Annotated in this window: 10 protein-coding genes; 2 read left to right on the top strand and 8 right to left on the bottom strand. The window is 71.2% G+C overall.

Going from position 1 to position 16,639, the window contains the following annotated elements:
• Positions 1-158: 158 nt before the first annotated feature.
• Entirely contained in the window at positions 159-710 is a 552-nt protein-coding gene (gene nrdR, locus AB0L59_RS31690; RefSeq protein WP_365590074.1) for a transcriptional regulator NrdR, read from the bottom strand.
• Between the two features lie 566 nt (positions 711-1,276).
• Between nrdR and lexA the strand changes: the two genes are divergently transcribed.
• Positions 1,277-2,056: a transcriptional repressor LexA gene (gene lexA, locus AB0L59_RS31685; RefSeq protein ID WP_365590073.1), complete on the top strand. Its 780-nt coding sequence runs from the start codon at positions 1,277-1,279 to the stop codon at positions 2,054-2,056.
• Between the two features lie 148 nt (positions 2,057-2,204).
• Here lexA and AB0L59_RS31680 read toward each other — a convergent pair whose 3' ends face one another.
• The 4 genes from AB0L59_RS31680 to AB0L59_RS31665 all read right to left on the bottom strand — a co-directional run bounded on the left by AB0L59_RS31680 (position 2,205) and on the right by AB0L59_RS31665 (position 8,986).
• The gene (locus AB0L59_RS31680; RefSeq protein ID WP_365590072.1) at positions 2,205-4,196 is read right to left on the bottom strand and encodes an ATP-dependent DNA helicase; all 1,992 of its coding nucleotides are present in this window, start codon (positions 4,194-4,196) and stop codon (positions 2,205-2,207) included.
• A 250-nt stretch (positions 4,197-4,446) separates the two neighbouring features.
• A complete protein-coding gene (locus tag AB0L59_RS31675) occupies positions 4,447-5,244 on the bottom strand; it encodes a GNAT family N-acetyltransferase (RefSeq protein ID WP_365590071.1) in 798 nt (265 codons plus the stop codon).
• Positions 5,245-5,312: 68 nt separating this feature from the next.
• On the bottom strand, positions 5,313-7,265 hold the full coding sequence (locus tag AB0L59_RS31670; RefSeq protein WP_365590070.1) for an IucA/IucC family protein: 1,953 nt from the start codon (positions 7,263-7,265) through the stop codon (positions 5,313-5,315).
• 284 nt (positions 7,266-7,549) lie between these two features.
• A complete protein-coding gene (locus AB0L59_RS31665; RefSeq protein WP_365590069.1) occupies positions 7,550-8,986 on the bottom strand; it encodes a diaminobutyrate--2-oxoglutarate transaminase family protein in 1,437 nt (478 codons plus the stop codon).
• Positions 8,987-9,387: 401 nt separating this feature from the next.
• Here AB0L59_RS31665 and AB0L59_RS31660 point away from each other — a divergent pair, with 401 nt between their 5' ends.
• Entirely contained in the window at positions 9,388-10,611 is a 1,224-nt protein-coding gene (locus AB0L59_RS31660; protein WP_365590068.1) for a hypothetical protein, read from the top strand.
• A 63-nt stretch (positions 10,612-10,674) separates the two neighbouring features.
• On the opposite strand, the gene hflX is transcribed toward AB0L59_RS31660, so the two are convergent.
• The 3 genes from hflX to AB0L59_RS31645 all read right to left on the bottom strand — a co-directional run bounded on the left by hflX (position 10,675) and on the right by AB0L59_RS31645 (position 16,466).
• Positions 10,675-12,165: a GTPase HflX gene (gene hflX / locus AB0L59_RS31655; RefSeq protein WP_365590067.1), complete on the bottom strand. Its 1,491-nt coding sequence runs from the start codon at positions 12,163-12,165 to the stop codon at positions 10,675-10,677.
• Between the two features lie 158 nt (positions 12,166-12,323).
• A complete protein-coding gene (locus AB0L59_RS31650) occupies positions 12,324-13,934 on the bottom strand; it encodes a M1 family metallopeptidase (protein WP_365590066.1) in 1,611 nt (536 codons plus the stop codon).
• A 261-nt stretch (positions 13,935-14,195) separates the two neighbouring features.
• Positions 14,196-16,466 carry an HD domain-containing protein gene (locus AB0L59_RS31645; RefSeq protein ID WP_365590065.1) on the bottom strand — a complete coding sequence of 757 codons (2,271 nt, stop codon included), beginning with the start codon at positions 16,464-16,466 and terminating at the stop codon, positions 14,196-14,198.
• Positions 16,467-16,639: the final 173 nt, after the last annotated feature.

Genomic DNA, 16,639 nt, shown 5'->3' with positions numbered 1-16,639 from the left:
CTCCCTCTACGGGCAAAAACGCCCTGAAGTGCCCCGTTTGTTCCGTGGCACGGTGTTCTGTCTGGTGTTGCGGGCACCCTCAGCTGCCGCCCGCAACGGGTCTTCGGTCGCCGCCGTCCGGCCGGAACCCGGCTCTCCTCCGGTCTCCGGCCCGCCGGTCAGTCGGCGGCGTGAGCGGGCACGGGGACCTCGGTGGTCCCGCCGGGCCCGTGATCGTCTTCCTGGCTCCCCGTTCCCGCGTCTTCCTCGTCCGCGGCGGGGCCCCGCGTCGCCTGCCTCAGCTCCGCGATGGCGGCCTCGAAGTCCTCGAGCGAGTCGAACGCCCGGTAGACGGAGGCGAATCGCAGATAGGCGACGAGGTCGAGCTCCTGCAACGGGCCGAGTATGGCCAGCCCCACGTCGTGGGTGGTCAGCTCGGCGCTTCCGGTGGCCCGCACCGCCTCCTCGACCCGCTGGCCGAGCTGGGCGAGTGCGTCCTCGGTGACAGGCCGCCCCTGGCATGCCTTGCGCACGCCGTTGATGACCTTGGTACGACTGAAAGGCTCGGTGACTCCGGACCGCTTGACCACCATGAGCGAGCACGTCTCCACCGTCGTGAAACGACGGGAGCAGTCGGGGCACTGGCGGCGCCGGCGGATCGACGTGCCGTCGTCGGTCGTACGACTGTCGACCACGCGGCTGTCGGGGTGCCTGCAGAAGGGGCAGTGCATGATCTCCAACCCTCCTCACAGCAGACTCAATAACCTCGCCAGACTTATGGGCCCCGCGAAGCAGCCCTAAGCATAGGCGATCGCCGGGCCGGGTCAGACCCGGGGGACCACAACTTGTGGGCTGCTGTAGCCATCCAACCACTAGATGTGGGGATTGGCTCATACACCGAGGCAGAGTCGCGTGTCGCAGGGGAACGGCTGTGGAGCTCGGACGCGCATGCGGTCGCCCAGGGACACGCGGGCACAGAGCGGTGCCACTGTGGCGCTTACGGGGATACCGTGGGCGCCGCACGGAGGACGCGTGGGACTCCGGCGGAGAAGGGATCCGGGTCCCGGACGAGCGGGTTCCGGATGGCAGACTGAGGTGGCGGCCCACAAGGTCGGCAACCTCAGCGGTGAAGAGTACAACAATGGGCGCTTTTGTCGGCCAGGTGGCGCGTCAGCTATACACCTACCCACATGATCGCGTCGGGTGAATCGCACTTTTTCACTCGAACGTGTGTTTGGCGCAACCTTTCGAAAGCAACTACCGTTGTCCAGCAGGGAGACCATCGAGAGGGGCCGACGTGACCACCACCGCAGACAGCGCCACCATCACTGCCCAGGACCGCTCCCAGGGCCGAGTCGAGCCGGTACACGTGATGAACGAAAGCACGAATCCGGAGGGGCACAAGCGCTCCCTGCCGGGCCGACCTCCAGGAATCCGGGCGGACAGCTCCGGACTCACCGACCGCCAGCGCCGCGTGATCGAAGTCATCCGTGACTCGGTACAGCGGCGCGGCTATCCGCCATCGATGCGGGAGATCGGCCAGGCCGTCGGCCTCTCGAGCACGTCCTCCGTCGCGCATCAGCTGATGGCGCTCGAGCGCAAGGGCTTTCTGCGCCGCGACCCGCACCGTCCCCGCGCATACGAGGTGCGCGGCTCGGACCAGGCCGTGACCGTGCAGCCCACGGACACCGCCGGCAAGCCCGCCGCGTCGTACGTCCCGTTGGTCGGCCGTATCGCAGCCGGTGGCCCCATCCTCGCGGAGGAGTCCGTCGAGGACGTCTTCCCCCTCCCCCGCCAGCTCGTCGGTGACGGTGAACTCTTCGTCCTCAAGGTCGTCGGCGACTCCATGATCGAGGCCGCGATCTGCGACGGCGACTGGGTCACCGTGCGCCGCCAGCCGGTCGCCGAGAACGGCGACATCGTGGCGGCCATGCTCGACGGCGAGGCCACCGTCAAGCGCTTCAAGCGCGAGGACGGCCACGTCTGGCTTCTCCCGCACAACGCGGCCTACGAGCCCATCCCCGGCGACGACGCCACCATCCTGGGCAAGGTCGTCGCGGTGCTGCGGCGCGTGTGACGCCTGCGGCGGGTGGGCCGTACGGCTGCTCGCTCCCTGACCGGGCCCCGGAACCCCTGCGCCGGTTCCGGGGCCCTGCCGTGTGCGGGGCCGGTGCCCGCCGCTCTTCATATCCGGGGGCCCCACCGGCGCCGGTCGGGCCCTCCGATCACTTCGCCTCGGCCGGCTGCGCTTCCACGGTCTTCGCCGCCGCGTCGATCGCGGCGAGCGACTTGCGGACCTGGTTTCGGTCCGTGGTGTACCAGAAGTCCGGCAGTGACGCCTTGAGATAGCCGCCGTACCGTGCGGTGGCCAGCCGCTGGTCCAGTACGGCGACCACGCCCCGGTCCCCCGAGGCACGGACGAGCCGGCCGGCGCCCTGGGCCATGAGCAGGGCCGCGTGCGTGGCGGCCACCGCCATGAAGCCGTTGCCGCCGGCGTCCTCCACCGCCTTCTGCCGGGCGCTCATCAACGGATCGTCGGGACGGGGGAACGGGATCTTGTCCATGACGACCAGCTGACAGCTGGGGCCGGGGACGTCGACCCCCTGCCACAAAGACAGGGTGCCGAACAGGCAGGTCTTCGGGTCGGCCGCGAAGTTCTTGATCAGCTCGCCGAGCGTCTCCTCGCCCTGCAGCAGGATCGGGAACTCGGGGATCCGGGAGCGCAGCTCCTCCGCAGCGAGCTGCGCGGCCCGCATCGACGAGAACAGCCCGAGGGTGCGGCCGCCGGCCGCCTGGATCAGTTCGGTGAGCTCGTCGAGCATGTCGGAACGCTCACCGTCGCGCGCGGGGCGTGACAGATGCTTGGCGACGTACAGGATGCCCTGCCTGCGGTAGTCGAAGGGCGAGCCGACGTCGACACCCTTCCATTTCGGCAGCTCCTCGCCCTCCGCTCCCTCCGGGCCGAGGCCCAGGGAGGCGCCGACGCCGTTGAAGTCGCCGCCCAGCTTGAGGGTCGCGGAGGTCAGCACGACCGCGCGGTCGGCGAAGAGCTTCTCCCTGAGCAGCCCCGAGACCGACATGGGGGCGACCCTCAGGGAGGCGCCGAAGCGGTCGTGCCGCTCGTACCAGACGACGTCCCACTCCGAGCCGGTCAGGACCCGTTCCGCCACGTCGTGCACCGTCTCCACCGAGGCCAGCGCCTGCTTGCGCACCGCGTCCTCGTCCTGCACCGACTTGTCGCGCGTCGCCCCGATCGCGGAGACGACCGTGCGCGCGGCATCCCGCAGGGCCATCAGGGCGTAGCCGAGGTCCTCCGGGATCTCCTCCAGGCGGCCCGGCAGGGCCAGCTCCATCAGCCGTTCGAAGCCCTCGGCGGCGGTCTGGAGCTGGTCGGCGGCCTTTTCGTTGACGAGTTTGGCGGCGCGGCGCACAGCGCGATTGACCTGGCCTGGTGTGAGTTCGCCGGTCGCGACGCCGGTGACCCGGGAGACGAGCTCGTGGGCCTCGTCCACGATCAGCACCTCGTGCTGGGGCAGCACCGGCGCGCCCTCGATGGCGTCGATGGCGAGCAGGGCGTGGTTCGTGACCACGACCTCGGCGAGCTTGGCGCGCTCGCGGGCCATCTCCGCGAAGCACTCGGCGCCGTACGCGCACTTCGACGCGCCCAGGCATTCCCGTGAGGACACCGAGACCTGCGCCCAGGCGCGGTCCGACACGCCGGGCGTGAGATCGTCGCGGTCACCCGTCTCGGTCTCGTCCGACCAGTCCCGCAGCCGCAGGAGGTCCTGGCCCAGCTTGCTGGTGGGGGCGGCGGCCTCGAACTGGTCGAAGAGGCCGTCCTCCTCGTCCTGCGGCATGCCCTCGTGCAGGCGGTGCAGGCAGAGGTAGTTCGAGCGGCCCTTGAGCATCGCGAACTCCGGGCGGCGGCGCAGCAGCGGGTGCAGGGCGTCGACCGTCCGCGGCAGATCGCGCTCCACGAGCTGGCGCTGCAGCGCGAGGGTGGCTGTCGCGACGACCACCCGCTCCCCCTGCGCGAGCGCCGGCACGAGGTAGCCGAGCGACTTTCCGGTGCCTGTGCCGGCCTGGACCAGCAGATGGGATCCGTCGTCGATCGCCTCGGCGACCGCTTCGGCCATGGTCACCTGGCCGGGGCGCTCCGTGCCGCCCACAGCGGTGACGGCGGCATGCAGGAGTTCGGGGAGTGAGGGCTTCGTCATAGCCCGACCACCCTACGGCCCGGCACTGACAAACGGGCGATCAAGGCGGGGGCGGAGGGCGGGATCACGGCCGGGCTCCTGGGGTGGGGATGAGGGCAGCGGATGGCGGACGGGGTGACGCAGCCGGGCGCGAGAGCGGTGACGTGCGGTGTCCGCGCGCCGGCTCGCCGCGCTCGCGGATCTCCCGGAACGAGCGGGAACTCGGTCGACCGCCGGTTCGTACTTTCTGTGAGAACGCGATCGCATGGAGCTACAGGACATCGCGCAGGACCCGGTCCCGCATCATGAGCGCGGCCCGCTTGCCGGGCAGGTCGACCTCGTCCGCGAACCGGAAGCCGGCGCTCAGGAACGCCGCGACGGAGGGGGTGTTGCGAATGTCGGGTTCCGCCACGACCCGTGCGCACGCGGGGCGCCGGTCCAGAATCAGGTCGGCCACGGCTCGGAGCAGGGCGGATCCCAGCCCCCGCCCTCGATCCGCGGCCCCGCCGACGAGGAGATGGATCCCGGTGTCGTGGGGGCGGGCCGGGAAGTGCCGGGCCAGGGGATCAAGATCGGCCCGGTAGATCTCCCAGTAGCTCATAGGTGTGCCCTCCAGGACGCCGAGACACGGCACACTGCGACCGTCGCCGTCGAGTTGAGCGCGCAGGTGGTCCTCCGTCCGGTTCGGAGGCCCGTCCAGCTGCCAGAACTGCGCGACGGCGGGGTCGCTCATCCAGCGGTGGATGAGCGGAAGGTCCTCTTGGACGCGCACGGGAAGAAGCTGGAAGGAGCCGACGGGGGTGACCAGCGGACCCCAGGTGTGGAGTTGGTCCAGGAGGTAGGCCGTTCCCCCGCCGAAGAGTGCGCGGAAGTCGGCGGGCAGATGCAGGTCCAGCGTGTCCTCACACTCCCCGTCGTCGTCCTCGATGGCGAACCCGGTGAACGGGGCGCCGCGGGTCGCGCCGGCCGCTCGGGGGCCCGCGGGGTGACGGTGGACGGGGGTGCCTGTGCGGACGGGGGCGCCCGGACGGGCGGGGCTTGAGCCGGCGTTCGCGTCGGTGGGAGGCACGGTGCGCTCCTCTCAGGAGACGAGGTGGGTCATGTTCCTCGGGTGTGCGGGAGGACAGGGCGATTCGCTCAGGAATGAAGGGGGTTGGCGATGGTGACGTAGACCGACTGGGTGTCGACCGGGCCGACGAGCTCGTCGAGGCCGTGCAGCCGGGTCAGCAGGTTGGCCTTGCACCGCAGGACGGGTGAGTCGAGCAGGCGGCGGGGCAGGGTGGTGCGCAGTGGGGTGGGCCCTGTGGTGACGTCGGTGAGGAAGCGGCGGAAGGCCGCGAGGAGCAGACGCTCGTCGGCCAGACGCTGGGAACCGAACGCGCCGATGAGGCCGAACACGTTGTTGACGGCCAGGTAGTACGCGAAGCGTTCGTCGGTGACATCGTCGGAGACGAAGGTGTCGCTGCGTTCACCGATGCCGGGCAGCCGGGCATCCAGTTCGGCCCGCCGGGACTCGCGGAAGTAGTAGCCCTGGTTGTCGCGGTAGCGGCCGCCGACGGGCCAGCCGTCGTCGTCGAGCAGGAGCAGGGTGTTCTGCTGGTGGGCTTCCAGGGCGATGCCGACCTCGCTGTCCAGCCAGAGCACGGGCCGGACGACCTGCTCCAGGTAGCGGAGGAACCACTCCGCGGCAACGGCTCGGACGGGTCGGCCGGTGTGTGCGGCGAGCCGCGCCACGAGCCGGGCCAGCCGGGATCGCATGGGCCAGGCGGTCTGCTGGGCCGAGGAGTTGCCGCGGCATTCCGGGGCGGGCCGGGGCGAGACGAGTCCGGCGACGCAGCCGATGTCGTCGGTCGAGGCGAACGGATTGTGCCTGATCATCACGTCGAGTCCGGGCACGGGCAGGCCGTCCGCGTCGTCGGCGGCGAGCCAGGCCGGGTCGCGGACGATGTCGAAGCGGGGATGTACGGCCTGCCATTGCTTGAACAGGCCGGTGCGCAGCAACCGGTGCACCTCGACACCGCGATGGAGTTCCTTGCGCAGGTTCTCGCGGCGGGAGTTGGTGATGCGCAGCCCCAGCGACAGCTTCAGCATCGCCCGGGCACCGGACCGGTGGACGGTGCGTACGGAGGAGGTGGGATGCCAGGCGGGGCCGAGCGGGCCGAGGTCGCGCAGGAGGCCGGAGTCGAGCAGGGCGGCGACCGGTTCTCGGTACCGCAGCTCGCGGGCCTGCCATGGGTGCAGGGGAAGGGCGGCGTAGCCGTCGGGCAGAGGGAGGTCGGTCTCGGCGAGGCGCAGGGTGAGCTGGTCGGCGGGCAGGGGACGGCCGCGCTCGGTCCAGGCTGAATCGGTGGCGAGAAGGGAGGGGGCGACAGCCATCCAGTGCAGGGGAAAGGAGCCGCGCAGCTCTGGTGAGTACCGGCGGGTCTCGGCCTCGGTCAGGCCTTCCCGGCTCTTGGGCGTCGGGTGCAGGGGATGTCCGAGAAGGAGAGCCTGCTCGGCGGAGAGGAACAGATCGGGTCCGTCGGCGGGGTGCGCGCGGCGGTCGCGGATGAAGGCGGTGGTGCGGCGGAGGGAGTCGGCCACCCTGGCCGCGAGATCGCCGTCGTCACCGTGGTCGGCGTCGGGTTCATGGGCGCGGGAGGCGCCGTCCGTCTCACCGGACCTCTCCCGGACCAGCAGCGCTGCCAAGGTGACGGCGTCGACGGCGGGGGCGGCCTCGGGGGCGTCGGCCAGGCGTGGTGGACCGAAGCGGTGCAGACCCGTGGGCGACCAGTAACGGACCGGCACGAGCAGAGAGGTGCCGCTGGCGGGAAGCGGGATGCGGAGGGTGCCGCCGGCGGGTGCGGCGAGGTCGGTCTCGCGTACCCGGCACCGCAGCAGGTTCTCCACGGCGGCGGCCTGCGCCGCGGTGCGCGGGTCGGGGTGTTCCAGCAGGTCGGCGCCGGGCTCGGTCACTCGGGTGAGGTCCGCGATGCGCCTCTTCTGCTGGGGAACCGACTCGGCGAGCGGTACGGGAGAGGCCGGGGTGCCGGGGTCTCCCTGTTCGTCGGGAGCGCCGGAGCTGCCGTCGGGGGTGGGGGTGGCGTTCATGACGGCTCCTGGTGGCTGGCTGGGGCGGTGCGGGGACTCGTGCTGTCGCCGGGGATCGCCGCTCCCGCATGGTCGGCAATCGCTTCGCCGGCCACGGCGGTTGGTGGCTGCGTCACTGGGGCGGGTCGGCCGGGAGACGGGGCGTGAGAGAGAGGGCGCGAGTGTGTCATGGGAGGCCGATTCCGGCCCGAAGGTCCTTGAAAGGGGGCTCAGTTGAGATGTGGACGGCAACGGACTCGAAGGCCGGCGCCGGGTTCAGGGGTCGGGTGGTGTGGGCGTGGGGCTCAGCCCGCGCGCCGGCCGGGGCCGTGGTGTCGGCCGCGGTGCGGGCCGTGCTCCCCGTGGGTGCGGGCCACCGCTGCCACCGCGTCCGTCAGGCGGTCCAGCACGGCAGCCGCCTGCTCGTCGCTGATCGTGAGCGGGGGGAGCAGGCGCACCACGGCCGAGTGACGGCCGCCGAGTTCGACGATCAGACCTCGCTGGAGGCACTCCCGTTGAACGGCCGCGGCGAGTTCGGGCGCGGCCGGGTGGGGGGTGCGCGCGGGCTCCGGACCGGTGGGCGAGGCGTGCTGGTCGCCGGGGTCGGCTCCGGCGCCTTCCGGGTCCACCATTTCGACGCCGATCATCAGTCCGCGCCCCCGTACCTCCCCAACGCAGGCGAAGGCGTCGGTGAGTTCCCCGAGTTGGCGCAGCATGCGGGAGCCGAGGGCGGCGGCACGTTCGGCGAGGCCGTTCTCCCGGACGTAGGTGAGGGTCGCGGTGCCGGCGGCCATGGCGAGCTGGTTGCCGCGGAAGGTTCCCGCGTGGGCGCCCGGTTGCCAGACGTCGAGATCGTCACGGTAGACGATCACGGCGAGCGGGAGGCTGCCGCCGATGGCCTTGGACAGGACCATGACGTCGGGGGTGACACCGCTGTGGTCGACGGCCCAGAAGGCGCCCGTACGGCCGACCCCGGTCTGGACCTCGTCGGCGATCAGCAGGACCGAACGGTCCGCTGTGATCCGCCGCATGCGGCGCAGCCAGTCGTCCGGCCCGGGGAGCACCCCGCCCTCGCCCTGGACGGGTTCGAGGATCATCCCGGCGGGCAGCGGCACACCCGATTTGGGGTCGTCGAGGAGGGACTCGGTCCAGCGGGCGGCGAGTTCGGCGCCTCGCGGCCCGCCGATGCCGAAGGGACAGCGGTAGTCCTGTGGATAGGGCAGGCGGGCGACCTGGACGTCACGGGCACCGCCGGAGGCGGCCAGGGCGCCCGCGGTCATGCCGTGGTAGGCGCCGGTGAAGGCGAGGATGCCGGTGCGGCCGGTCGCGGCCCGGACCAGTTTGAGGGCGGCCTCGACGGCGTCGGTGCCTGCCGGTCCGCAGAACTGGACCCGGGCACGGTCGGCGAGCCCGGGCGGGAGGGTGCGGAACAGCTCGGTGATGAAGGCGTCCTTGACCGGGGTCGCCAGGTCGAGGACGGAGAGAGGAGCACCGGAGTCGAGGACCCGGCGGATGGCTTCCAGCACGACCGGATGGTTGTGGCCGAGGGCGAGGGTGCCGGCGCCGGAGAGACAGTCCAGATAACGGCGGCCATCGGCACCCTCGATGGTGAGCCCCCGCGCCCGCACCGGGACGATGGGCAGGGCCCGGGCGTAGGTGCGGGCGGAGGATTCACGCGCCGACTGGCGTCTGAGGATCCCCTCGTGCACGGCACGCGCTTCCCCGTGCCTGCCCTCAGCCATCGACTCCGTAACGGCCACGGCTCGCTGTCCTCCCCGCTGCTCAGAGGCGAGATGATCCGCGGGGAGCCGCGTACAGGCAGCTGACCCCCCACCGCTACAACCACGGACCGGTCGACGGGTTACGGGTTGACGCAAGATCGTTGCCAGAAGCGGAGGAACTCCGGTGTGAGGAGGGGGATGACGCCGAGTGGCCGTCACATCGGGCCGTTCGTGGATGGTTGGCCAGGTCAGACGGCTTGTAGCCGAACCGTTGCCGTTCCATCGGAAGTCCCCCACAGCGAGCGCATAGTGTGTGATGCCGTTCCGATACGGTCGTGAGACCGGCGTGAACTCCTCGCGAGTTCCCGGCCGGTGACAGGACCGAAGCGCCGAGTACCTTCACCGCAGGGGGATTCACCAGCATGCGATCCATACGGCCGTCGTTCACCGTTCGGCGAGGCAGGGGCCCTCGCCGTGGCTCCCCCGCAGTGGCGGCGGTCGCCCTCGCCTCGGCGCTGGCGCTGACCGCCACCGCCTGCAACGGCGACGACACCGCCGACGGCAAGCCGACCGCCTCCGCGACCGTGGCCGGCACCGGCGACGGAAAGCTCAGGATCCCGGACGACGTGAAGCAGAAGCTCAAGCAGCACGGGATCGACATCGACAAGTGGAAGAACGGCGCCTGGAGGAACTGGAACAAGAAGGACTGGCTGCGCCAGGCCGACGAGTTCATCAACCCGATCATCAAGGGCCTGTGGGACCCGGACCGGATGCGCCACGCCAACGACCCGAACAAGGGTGTCAACGACAACGACATCTCCGGTGACCAGGGCGTGACGGACCCGACCCCGCAGCCGGTGAAGGCGCAGGCCGTGGCGCCGCCGTACCACACCGACGCGGCCCCCTTCGGCAAGCTGTTCTTCGACTCCCCCGAGGGCCACATGGTGTGCTCCGGCACGGTCGTGGAGGACCCGGCGCACCCGGGCAAGTCCGACCTGGTCTGGACGGCTGGGCACTGTGTGCACGCCGGCAAGAACGGCGGCTGGTACCGCAACATGGCCTTCGTGCCGTCGTACAACAACTCCGGCAAGCCGGCGGCCCAGCTCCAGAACGCCAGCAGGTCCGAGATCGCCCCGTACGGGGTCTGGTGGGCCGACGCTGCGCAGACCTCGCAGCAGTGGATCGACCAGGGCGGTGAGACCGGCGGCAACGGTGCCTCGTACGACTACGCGGTGATCCATGTGACGCCGGAGCAGGGCGCCGGCGGCAAGTCGCTGGAGGAGACGGTCGGCGGGGCGATGCCGGTGAACTTCAACGCCCCCGCGGTGCCGAAGGTCAGCAGCATCACCGCGTCCGGCTACCCGGAGGCGGCTCCGTTCGACGGTCAGCTGCTCTACCAGTGCAAGGACAAGCCGGGCCGGCTGTCTCTCAACAACTCGGACCCGACGATGTACCGGATCGGCTGCACGATGACCGCGGGGTCCTCCGGTGGTGGCTGGGTGGAGACGGGCGCGGACGGCAAGCCGGCTCTGGTGTCCAACACGTCCATCGGTCCGGTGACGTCGGGGTGGCTCGCCGGTCCTCGGCTGGGGTCCGTGGCCAAGGGTGTGTACGAGTCGGTCAGCAAGAAGTTCGCCGGGCAGTAAGGGTCCGGAGCGTGTGAAGGCCCGCCCCCTCAAAGGGAGCGGGCCTTCACCATGTCTCGTCCGTCAGGCCGCGGAGACCGGCGTGTACGGCGCCAGGTCCGCCGCCAGCTCCTCGTGCACCCTGACCTTGAGCAGGGTGCCCTCCGCAGTGTGCTCCTCGGAGATCACCTCGCCCTCGGTGTGGGCGCGGGCGACGAGCTTGCCGTGCGTATACGGCACGAGGACCTCGATCTCGACCGACGGGCGCGGCAGGTCGTTGTCGATCAGGGCCAGCAGTTCCTGGATGCCTTGTCCCGTGCGGGCCGAAACGGCGATCGAGCGCTTCTCGACCCGGAGCAGCCGTTGGAGGACCAGCGGGTCGGCCGCGTCGGCCTTGTTGATCACGACGATCTCGGGCACGTCGGTGGCGCCGACGTCCCGGATCACCTCGCGCACGGCCGCGAGCTGCTCCTCCGGCACGGGGTGCGAGCCGTCCACCACGTGCAGGATGAGGTCGGAGTCGCCGACCTCCTCCATGGTGGAGCGGAACGCCTCGACCAGGTGGTGCGGCAGGTGCCGAACGAAGCCGACGGTGTCCGCCAGCGTGTAGAGCCGGCCGCTCGGGGTCTCCGCCCGGCGGACGGTCGGGTCCAGGGTCGCGAACAGGGCGTTCTCGACCAGGACGCCGGCCCCCGTGAGGCGGTTGAGCAGGGAGGACTTTCCGGCGTTGGTGTAGCCCGCGATGGCGACGGACGGCACCTTGTTGCGCCGGCGCTCCTGGCGCTTGATCTCGCGGCCGGTCTTCATGTCCGCGATCTCCCGGCGCATCTTGGCCATCTTCTCGCGGATCCGGCGCCGGTCCGTCTCGATCTTGGTCTCACCGGGGCCTCGCGTGGCGAGGCCGCCGCGACCGCCACCCATCTGGCGGGACAGCGACTGGCCCCAGCCTCGCAGCCTGGGCAGCATGTACTGCATCTGCGCGAGCGCGACCTGCGCCTTGCCCTCCCGGGACTTGGCGTGCTGGGCGAAGATGTCCAGGATCAGGGCCGTACGGTCGATGACCTTGACCTTGACGACGTCCTCCAGCTGGATCAGCTGGCCCGGGCTCAGCTCACCGTCGCAGATGACCGTGTCCGCGCCCGTCTCGAGGACGATGTCGCGCAGCTCGGCGGCCTTGCCGGAGCCGATGTAGGTGGCCGCGTCCGGCTTGTCACGGCGCTGGATGACGCCGTCGAGCACGAGCGCGCCCGCGGTCTCGGCGAGGGCGGCCAGCTCCGCGAGGGAGTTGTCCGCGTCCTGCGCGGTGCCGGTGGTCCACACCCCGACGAGCACGACCCGCTCCAGGCGGAGCTGGCGGTACTCGACCTCGGTGACGTCCTCCAGCTCGGTGGACAGGCCCACCACGCGGCGCAGGGCCGCACGCTCGGAGCGGTCGAACTGCTCGCCGTCCCGCTCGCCGTCGATCTCGTGGCTCCAGGCGACGTCCTCTTCCATCAGGGCATCGGCCCGAAGACCCTCGGGATAGGCGTGCGCGAGGCGCTTGGTGTCCTGGGAAGGGGAAGAAGAGGAGGTCATTGGATCCTTAACGTCGATGGGATGCCGTTGCGGCGTCGGTGCGGCGGTCCTGCTGGACCGGTCATGAAGTCAACGCACGAGTCCCCCGGGAGATTCCCGTACCCCGTTCCGCGCCGACCTGAAGATGGTCGCACGAGGCGACCCGTCTCGTCACCGTGTTATCGCGCGCCCCGCGACCCCGCTGTCCCGGCCTTGTGTGCGCCCTGGAGCCCCGCGAGCCCGGCCTTGTGCGCGCCCTTCGATCCCTCGGAAGCGCCCGCCTCGGCAGGTGACAGCTGCTTCCAGTCCGGGTGGCCGGGCATCGGCGGGGTCTTCTCGCCGTACAGCCAGGCCTTGAGGAAGCCGCTCAGGTCACGGCCTGCGATCGTCGAGGCCAGCTTGACGAAGTCGGCCGTGGTGGCGGTGGAGTCCCGGTGTTCGCGGACCCAGAGCCGCTCCAGCCGCTCGAAGGCCGGCCGGCCGATCTCCTGGCGCAGGGCGTAGAGGACGAGCGCGGCACCGTCGTAGACGTTCGGCCGGAAGATGCTGATCTTCTGGCCGGGGGCGGGCGCCTTGGGCCGGGCGGGCGGGCCGCCCGCCTCGCGCCAGCGGTCGGAGGAGCCGTAGGCGGCCTTCATCCGCTCCACCATGGGCTCGTGCGCGGTCTCCTCGGCGTACAGCTCCTCGTACCAGGTGGCGTGGCCCTCGTTCAGCCAGACGTCGGACCAGGTGCGGGGGCTGACGCTGTCGCCGAACCACTGGTGGGACAGCTCGTGCACCATGATCGACTCGACGTACCACTTGGGGTAGGCGGCATCGGTGAACAGGTTCTTCTCGAAGAGCGAGAGGGTCTGTGTCTCGAGTTCGAAGCCGGTGGACGCCTGTGCCATGAGCACGCCATAGGTCTCGAACGGGAACTTCCCGACCTTGCTCTCCATCCAGGCGATCTGGTCGGGCGTCTTGGCGAGCCAGGGTGCGAGGGCCTTGCGGGCGGCGGCGGGCACGACGTCACGCACCGGCAGCCCCTCGGGGCCCTCGCGGCGGACGACGGCCGAGCGGCCGATGGACACCTGGGCCAGTTCGGTGGCCATGGGGTGCTGGGTGCGGTAGGTCCAGGTGGTGGTGCGGCCCACCCGGTCCGCTCCGGCGGGCAGGCCGTTGGCGACGACCGTGTAGTCGTTCGGGGCCGTGACGTGGAAGGTGAACATCGCCTTGTCGGACGGGTGGTCGTTGCACGGGAAGACCAGGTGGGCGGCGTCGGCCTGGTTCGCCATGGCCAGGCCGTCGGAGGTGCGCACCCAGCCGCCGTCCTGGCCCCTGGAGGCGACGGGATCGCTGGTGTGCTTGACCGTGATCCGGGTCCAGTTGCCCTCGGAGAGGGGGTGGTCCGGGGTGACGACCAGGTCCTCGCCGGCGCTGGTGAAGCCCGCGGGATGCCCGTCGACCTCGACGGACTGCACGGTGCCGTGGGCGAAGTCGAGGTTGATCCGGTCCAGGTCGGCGGTGGTCCAGGCGTCGATGGTGGTGACGGCCTGGAGCGGCTTGTCGTTGCTGCCGGGATAGGTGAAGGACAGGTCGTACGACGCCACGTCGTAGCCCGGGTTGCCCAGGTAGGGAAAGAGCCGGTCGCCGACGCCGAGGGGCTCGGGCGGAGCCGCGGCGGCCAGGAGACAGACGGAGACGGCGGAGGCGAGCAGCGCCGCCTTCCGGTGCCGGGAGATCCGGGGCCTGGTGCCGGAGTGGGTCCTGGAGTTCGAGCGGGCGCGGGGGGTGACGAAGGTGAGCAGCATGCGTCACCGCTACCAGTGCGTTCCCGCGCCGTGAGGGCGACGCGCGCCCGTCCCACCCGAACGGGTTCCGTCCCGAGGGCCTTCTGCTCCACGTTCGGCGACCGTCTGATAGAGCCGACGGACCCCTGGACCGCCGGCCTCGCACCGGCCACGCCGTCAAAGGACCGGCGTTGCCTGGCCGCCCGGACTCGGCACCGCTCGACCACAGGGCGACGGCCCCCGGTCACGGATGGGCGACCTCCCGGTCACCCTCGATGACGCTCATGAGCCCGGCACCTGATGCTGGGCGCGGGACACGTCGTAGACGCCCGGGACGTCCCGCATGGCGCGCATCAGGGCCGGAAGGCGCGCCGCGTCGGGGAGTTGGAGGGTGTACGTGTGCCGGACCCGCTGCTGGCTCGGCGGTTCGACGGTGGCGGAGACGATGTCGACTCCTGCCGAGGAGATCGCCTCGGTGAGGTCGGCGAGCAGATGGGGGCGGCCGAACGATTCAGCGACCAGGGTGACCCGGCACTCGGTGGTGTCCCCCCAGCGCACGCCGATCTCCGCGCGCCCCCGGCCCGTCATGTGCGCCACCGCGGCGCACTCCACGCGGTGCACCGTCACCACTCCCCCGCGCACCGCGAAGCCGGTGATCTCGTCCGGCGGCACGGGCGTACAGCACCCGGCGAGCCGTACGGCGGCCCCCGGCCGGTCCGCGAGGACGTCGGCACGGCGGGAGCGGGATGCCCGGGCGACCTCGACGCCGGGAGTCGCTTCCGCCGGACGGGAGGCGGCGGCGCTCGGGGCGGGATCCGCCCGGCGCCCCGCGGCCTCGGGTTCCGCGCGTGTGCCGCTCATCCCGTCCGCGTCGGAGCCGCCGCCGGGGTGGGTCGCCAGCCAGCGCTGAATGGCGATGCGGGCGGCCGGGGTGTGGGCGTGCTCCAGCCATTCGCGGGAGGGCTCGGAAGCGGGGTCCTGGCCCATGAGGAGCTGGACGGTGTCGCCGTCCTGCAGGACGGTGCTCAAGGTGGCCAGACGGCCGTTGACGCGGGCGCCGATGCAGGCGTGGGCGTCCTCGCCGTACTGGGCGTAGGCGGCGTCCACGCAGGTGGCACCCTCGGGCAGGCCGAGGGCGCCGCCGTCGGGTCGGAAGACGGTGATCTCGCGGTCCTGGGCGAGGTCCTCGCGCAGGGTGGACCAGAAGGTGTCGGGATCGGGCGCGGCCCGCTGCCAGTCGAGGAGACGGGAGAGCCAGCCGGGGCGGGTGGGGTCGACGCGCTCGCCGTCGGCGGGGGCGTCGGATGCGGGGGCGTCGGAGGCGGGTGCGTAGGGGTTGCCGAGGGCGATGACGCCGGCCTCGGCGACCTTGTGCATCTGGTGGGTGCGGATGAGGACTTCGACGACCTGGGCGGCGATGGGGGTTCCCCCGGGCGAGTCGGTTCGCGTCTGGGGGCGGGCGACTGCGGTGTGCAGCGACTGGTACAGGTTGAACTTCGGTACGGCGATGAAGTCCTTGAACTCCGAGACGACCGGCGTCATGCAGGTGTGCAGTTCGCCGAGGACCCCGTAGCAGTCGGCGTCCTCGTTCACCAGCACGAGCAGGCGGCCGAAGTCGGTGCCGCGCAGCCGGCCGCGTTTGCGGGCCACTCGGTGGACGGAGACGAAGTGCCGGGGGCGGATGAGGACTTCGGCCGGGATGCCGGCCTCGCGCAGCACTCCGCGCATCTCGTCGGCGACCTCGGCGAGCGGGTCGTCGGGGCGGGCGGCGTTCTCGGCGATGAGCTCGCGGGTGCGCTCGTACTCCTCGGGGTGGAGGATGGCGAAGACCAGGTCCTCCATCTCGGTCTTCAGGGCCTGCACGCCGAGGCGTTCGGCGAGCGGGATGAGGACGTCACGGGTGACCCTGGCGATCCGCGCCTGTTTCTCCGGGCGCATGACGCCGAGCGTGCGCATGTTGTGCAGGCGGTCGGCGAGTTTGATCGACATCACACGCACGTCGCTGCCGGTGGCGACGAGCATCTTGCGGAAGGTCTCGGGCTCGGCGGCGGCCCCGTAGTCGACCTTCTCCAGTTTCGTCACCCCGTCGACGAGATAACGAACCTCCTCGCCGAACTGTTCCCGCACCTGGTCGAGTGTCACATCGGTGTCCTCGACGGTGTCGTGGAGCAGGGACGCCGTCAACGTCGTTGTCTCGGCGCCGAGTTCGGCGAGAATCAGGGTCACGGCGAGCGGATGCGTGATGTACGGCTCACCGCTCTTGCGCATCTGGCCGCGGTGCGAGGACTCCGCGAGGACGTAGGCGCGGCGCAGCGGGTCGAGGTTCGCGTCCGGGTGGTGGGCGCGGTGCGCCTCCACGACGTGGCTGATCGCGTCGGGCAACTTGCCGCGGACGGCGGGGCCGAGCAGCGCGGCCCGGCCGAGCCTGCGCAGGTCGATCCGGGGCCGGGACTTCCTGCGGTCCGCCCTGGGCACCGCGGGGGCGGTGGCCGCCGCGGACGCCGTGGGCGCTACCGGGCCAGGGGTCGCAGGGTTCGTGGCCTCCGCACTCATGGGCAACCTCCGGCTCGTGGACCGGCGGACGGGGCCCCAGGGCGTACGCGGCTCAGGGAAGGCGACGTTCCCCCGTCCGTGCCGGTGCTTGATGCTATCGAGCCCACCACGTACGACCGACCGCCTCTCGGCGAGCGTGAAACGGATCACCCATTCGAGCGACGCAAAAGAGG

The organism is Streptomyces sp. NPDC052109, assembly GCF_040680195.1.
Classification (GTDB): domain Bacteria; phylum Actinomycetota; class Actinomycetes; order Streptomycetales; family Streptomycetaceae; genus Streptomyces.
The sequence above is the reverse complement of the archived record's forward strand: the minus strand, read 5'-3'. Positions and strand labels throughout refer to the sequence as shown.

Excerpts from the sequence above, each read along its gene's own strand:
- nrdR (WP_365590074.1), bottom strand. The coding sequence starts at position 710 with ATGCACTGCCCCTTCTGCAGGCACCCCGACAGCCGCGTGGTCGACAGT.
- AB0L59_RS31680 (WP_365590072.1), bottom strand. The coding sequence starts at position 4,196 with ATGACGAAGCCCTCACTCCCCGAACTCCTGCATGCCGCCGTCACCGCT.
- AB0L59_RS31650 (WP_365590066.1), bottom strand. The coding sequence starts at position 13,934 with ATGCTGCTCACCTTCGTCACCCCCCGCGCCCGCTCGAACTCCAGGACC.
- AB0L59_RS31645 (WP_365590065.1), bottom strand. The coding sequence starts at position 16,466 with ATGAGTGCGGAGGCCACGAACCCTGCGACCCCTGGCCCGGTAGCGCCC.
- AB0L59_RS31665 (WP_365590069.1), bottom strand. The coding sequence starts at position 8,986 with ATGGCTGAGGGCAGGCACGGGGAAGCGCGTGCCGTGCACGAGGGGATC.
- AB0L59_RS31670 (WP_365590070.1), bottom strand. The coding sequence starts at position 7,265 with ATGAACGCCACCCCCACCCCCGACGGCAGCTCCGGCGCTCCCGACGAA.
- AB0L59_RS31660 (WP_365590068.1), top strand. The coding sequence starts at position 9,388 with ATGCGATCCATACGGCCGTCGTTCACCGTTCGGCGAGGCAGGGGCCCT.
- hflX (WP_365590067.1), bottom strand. The coding sequence starts at position 12,165 with ATGACCTCCTCTTCTTCCCCTTCCCAGGACACCAAGCGCCTCGCGCAC.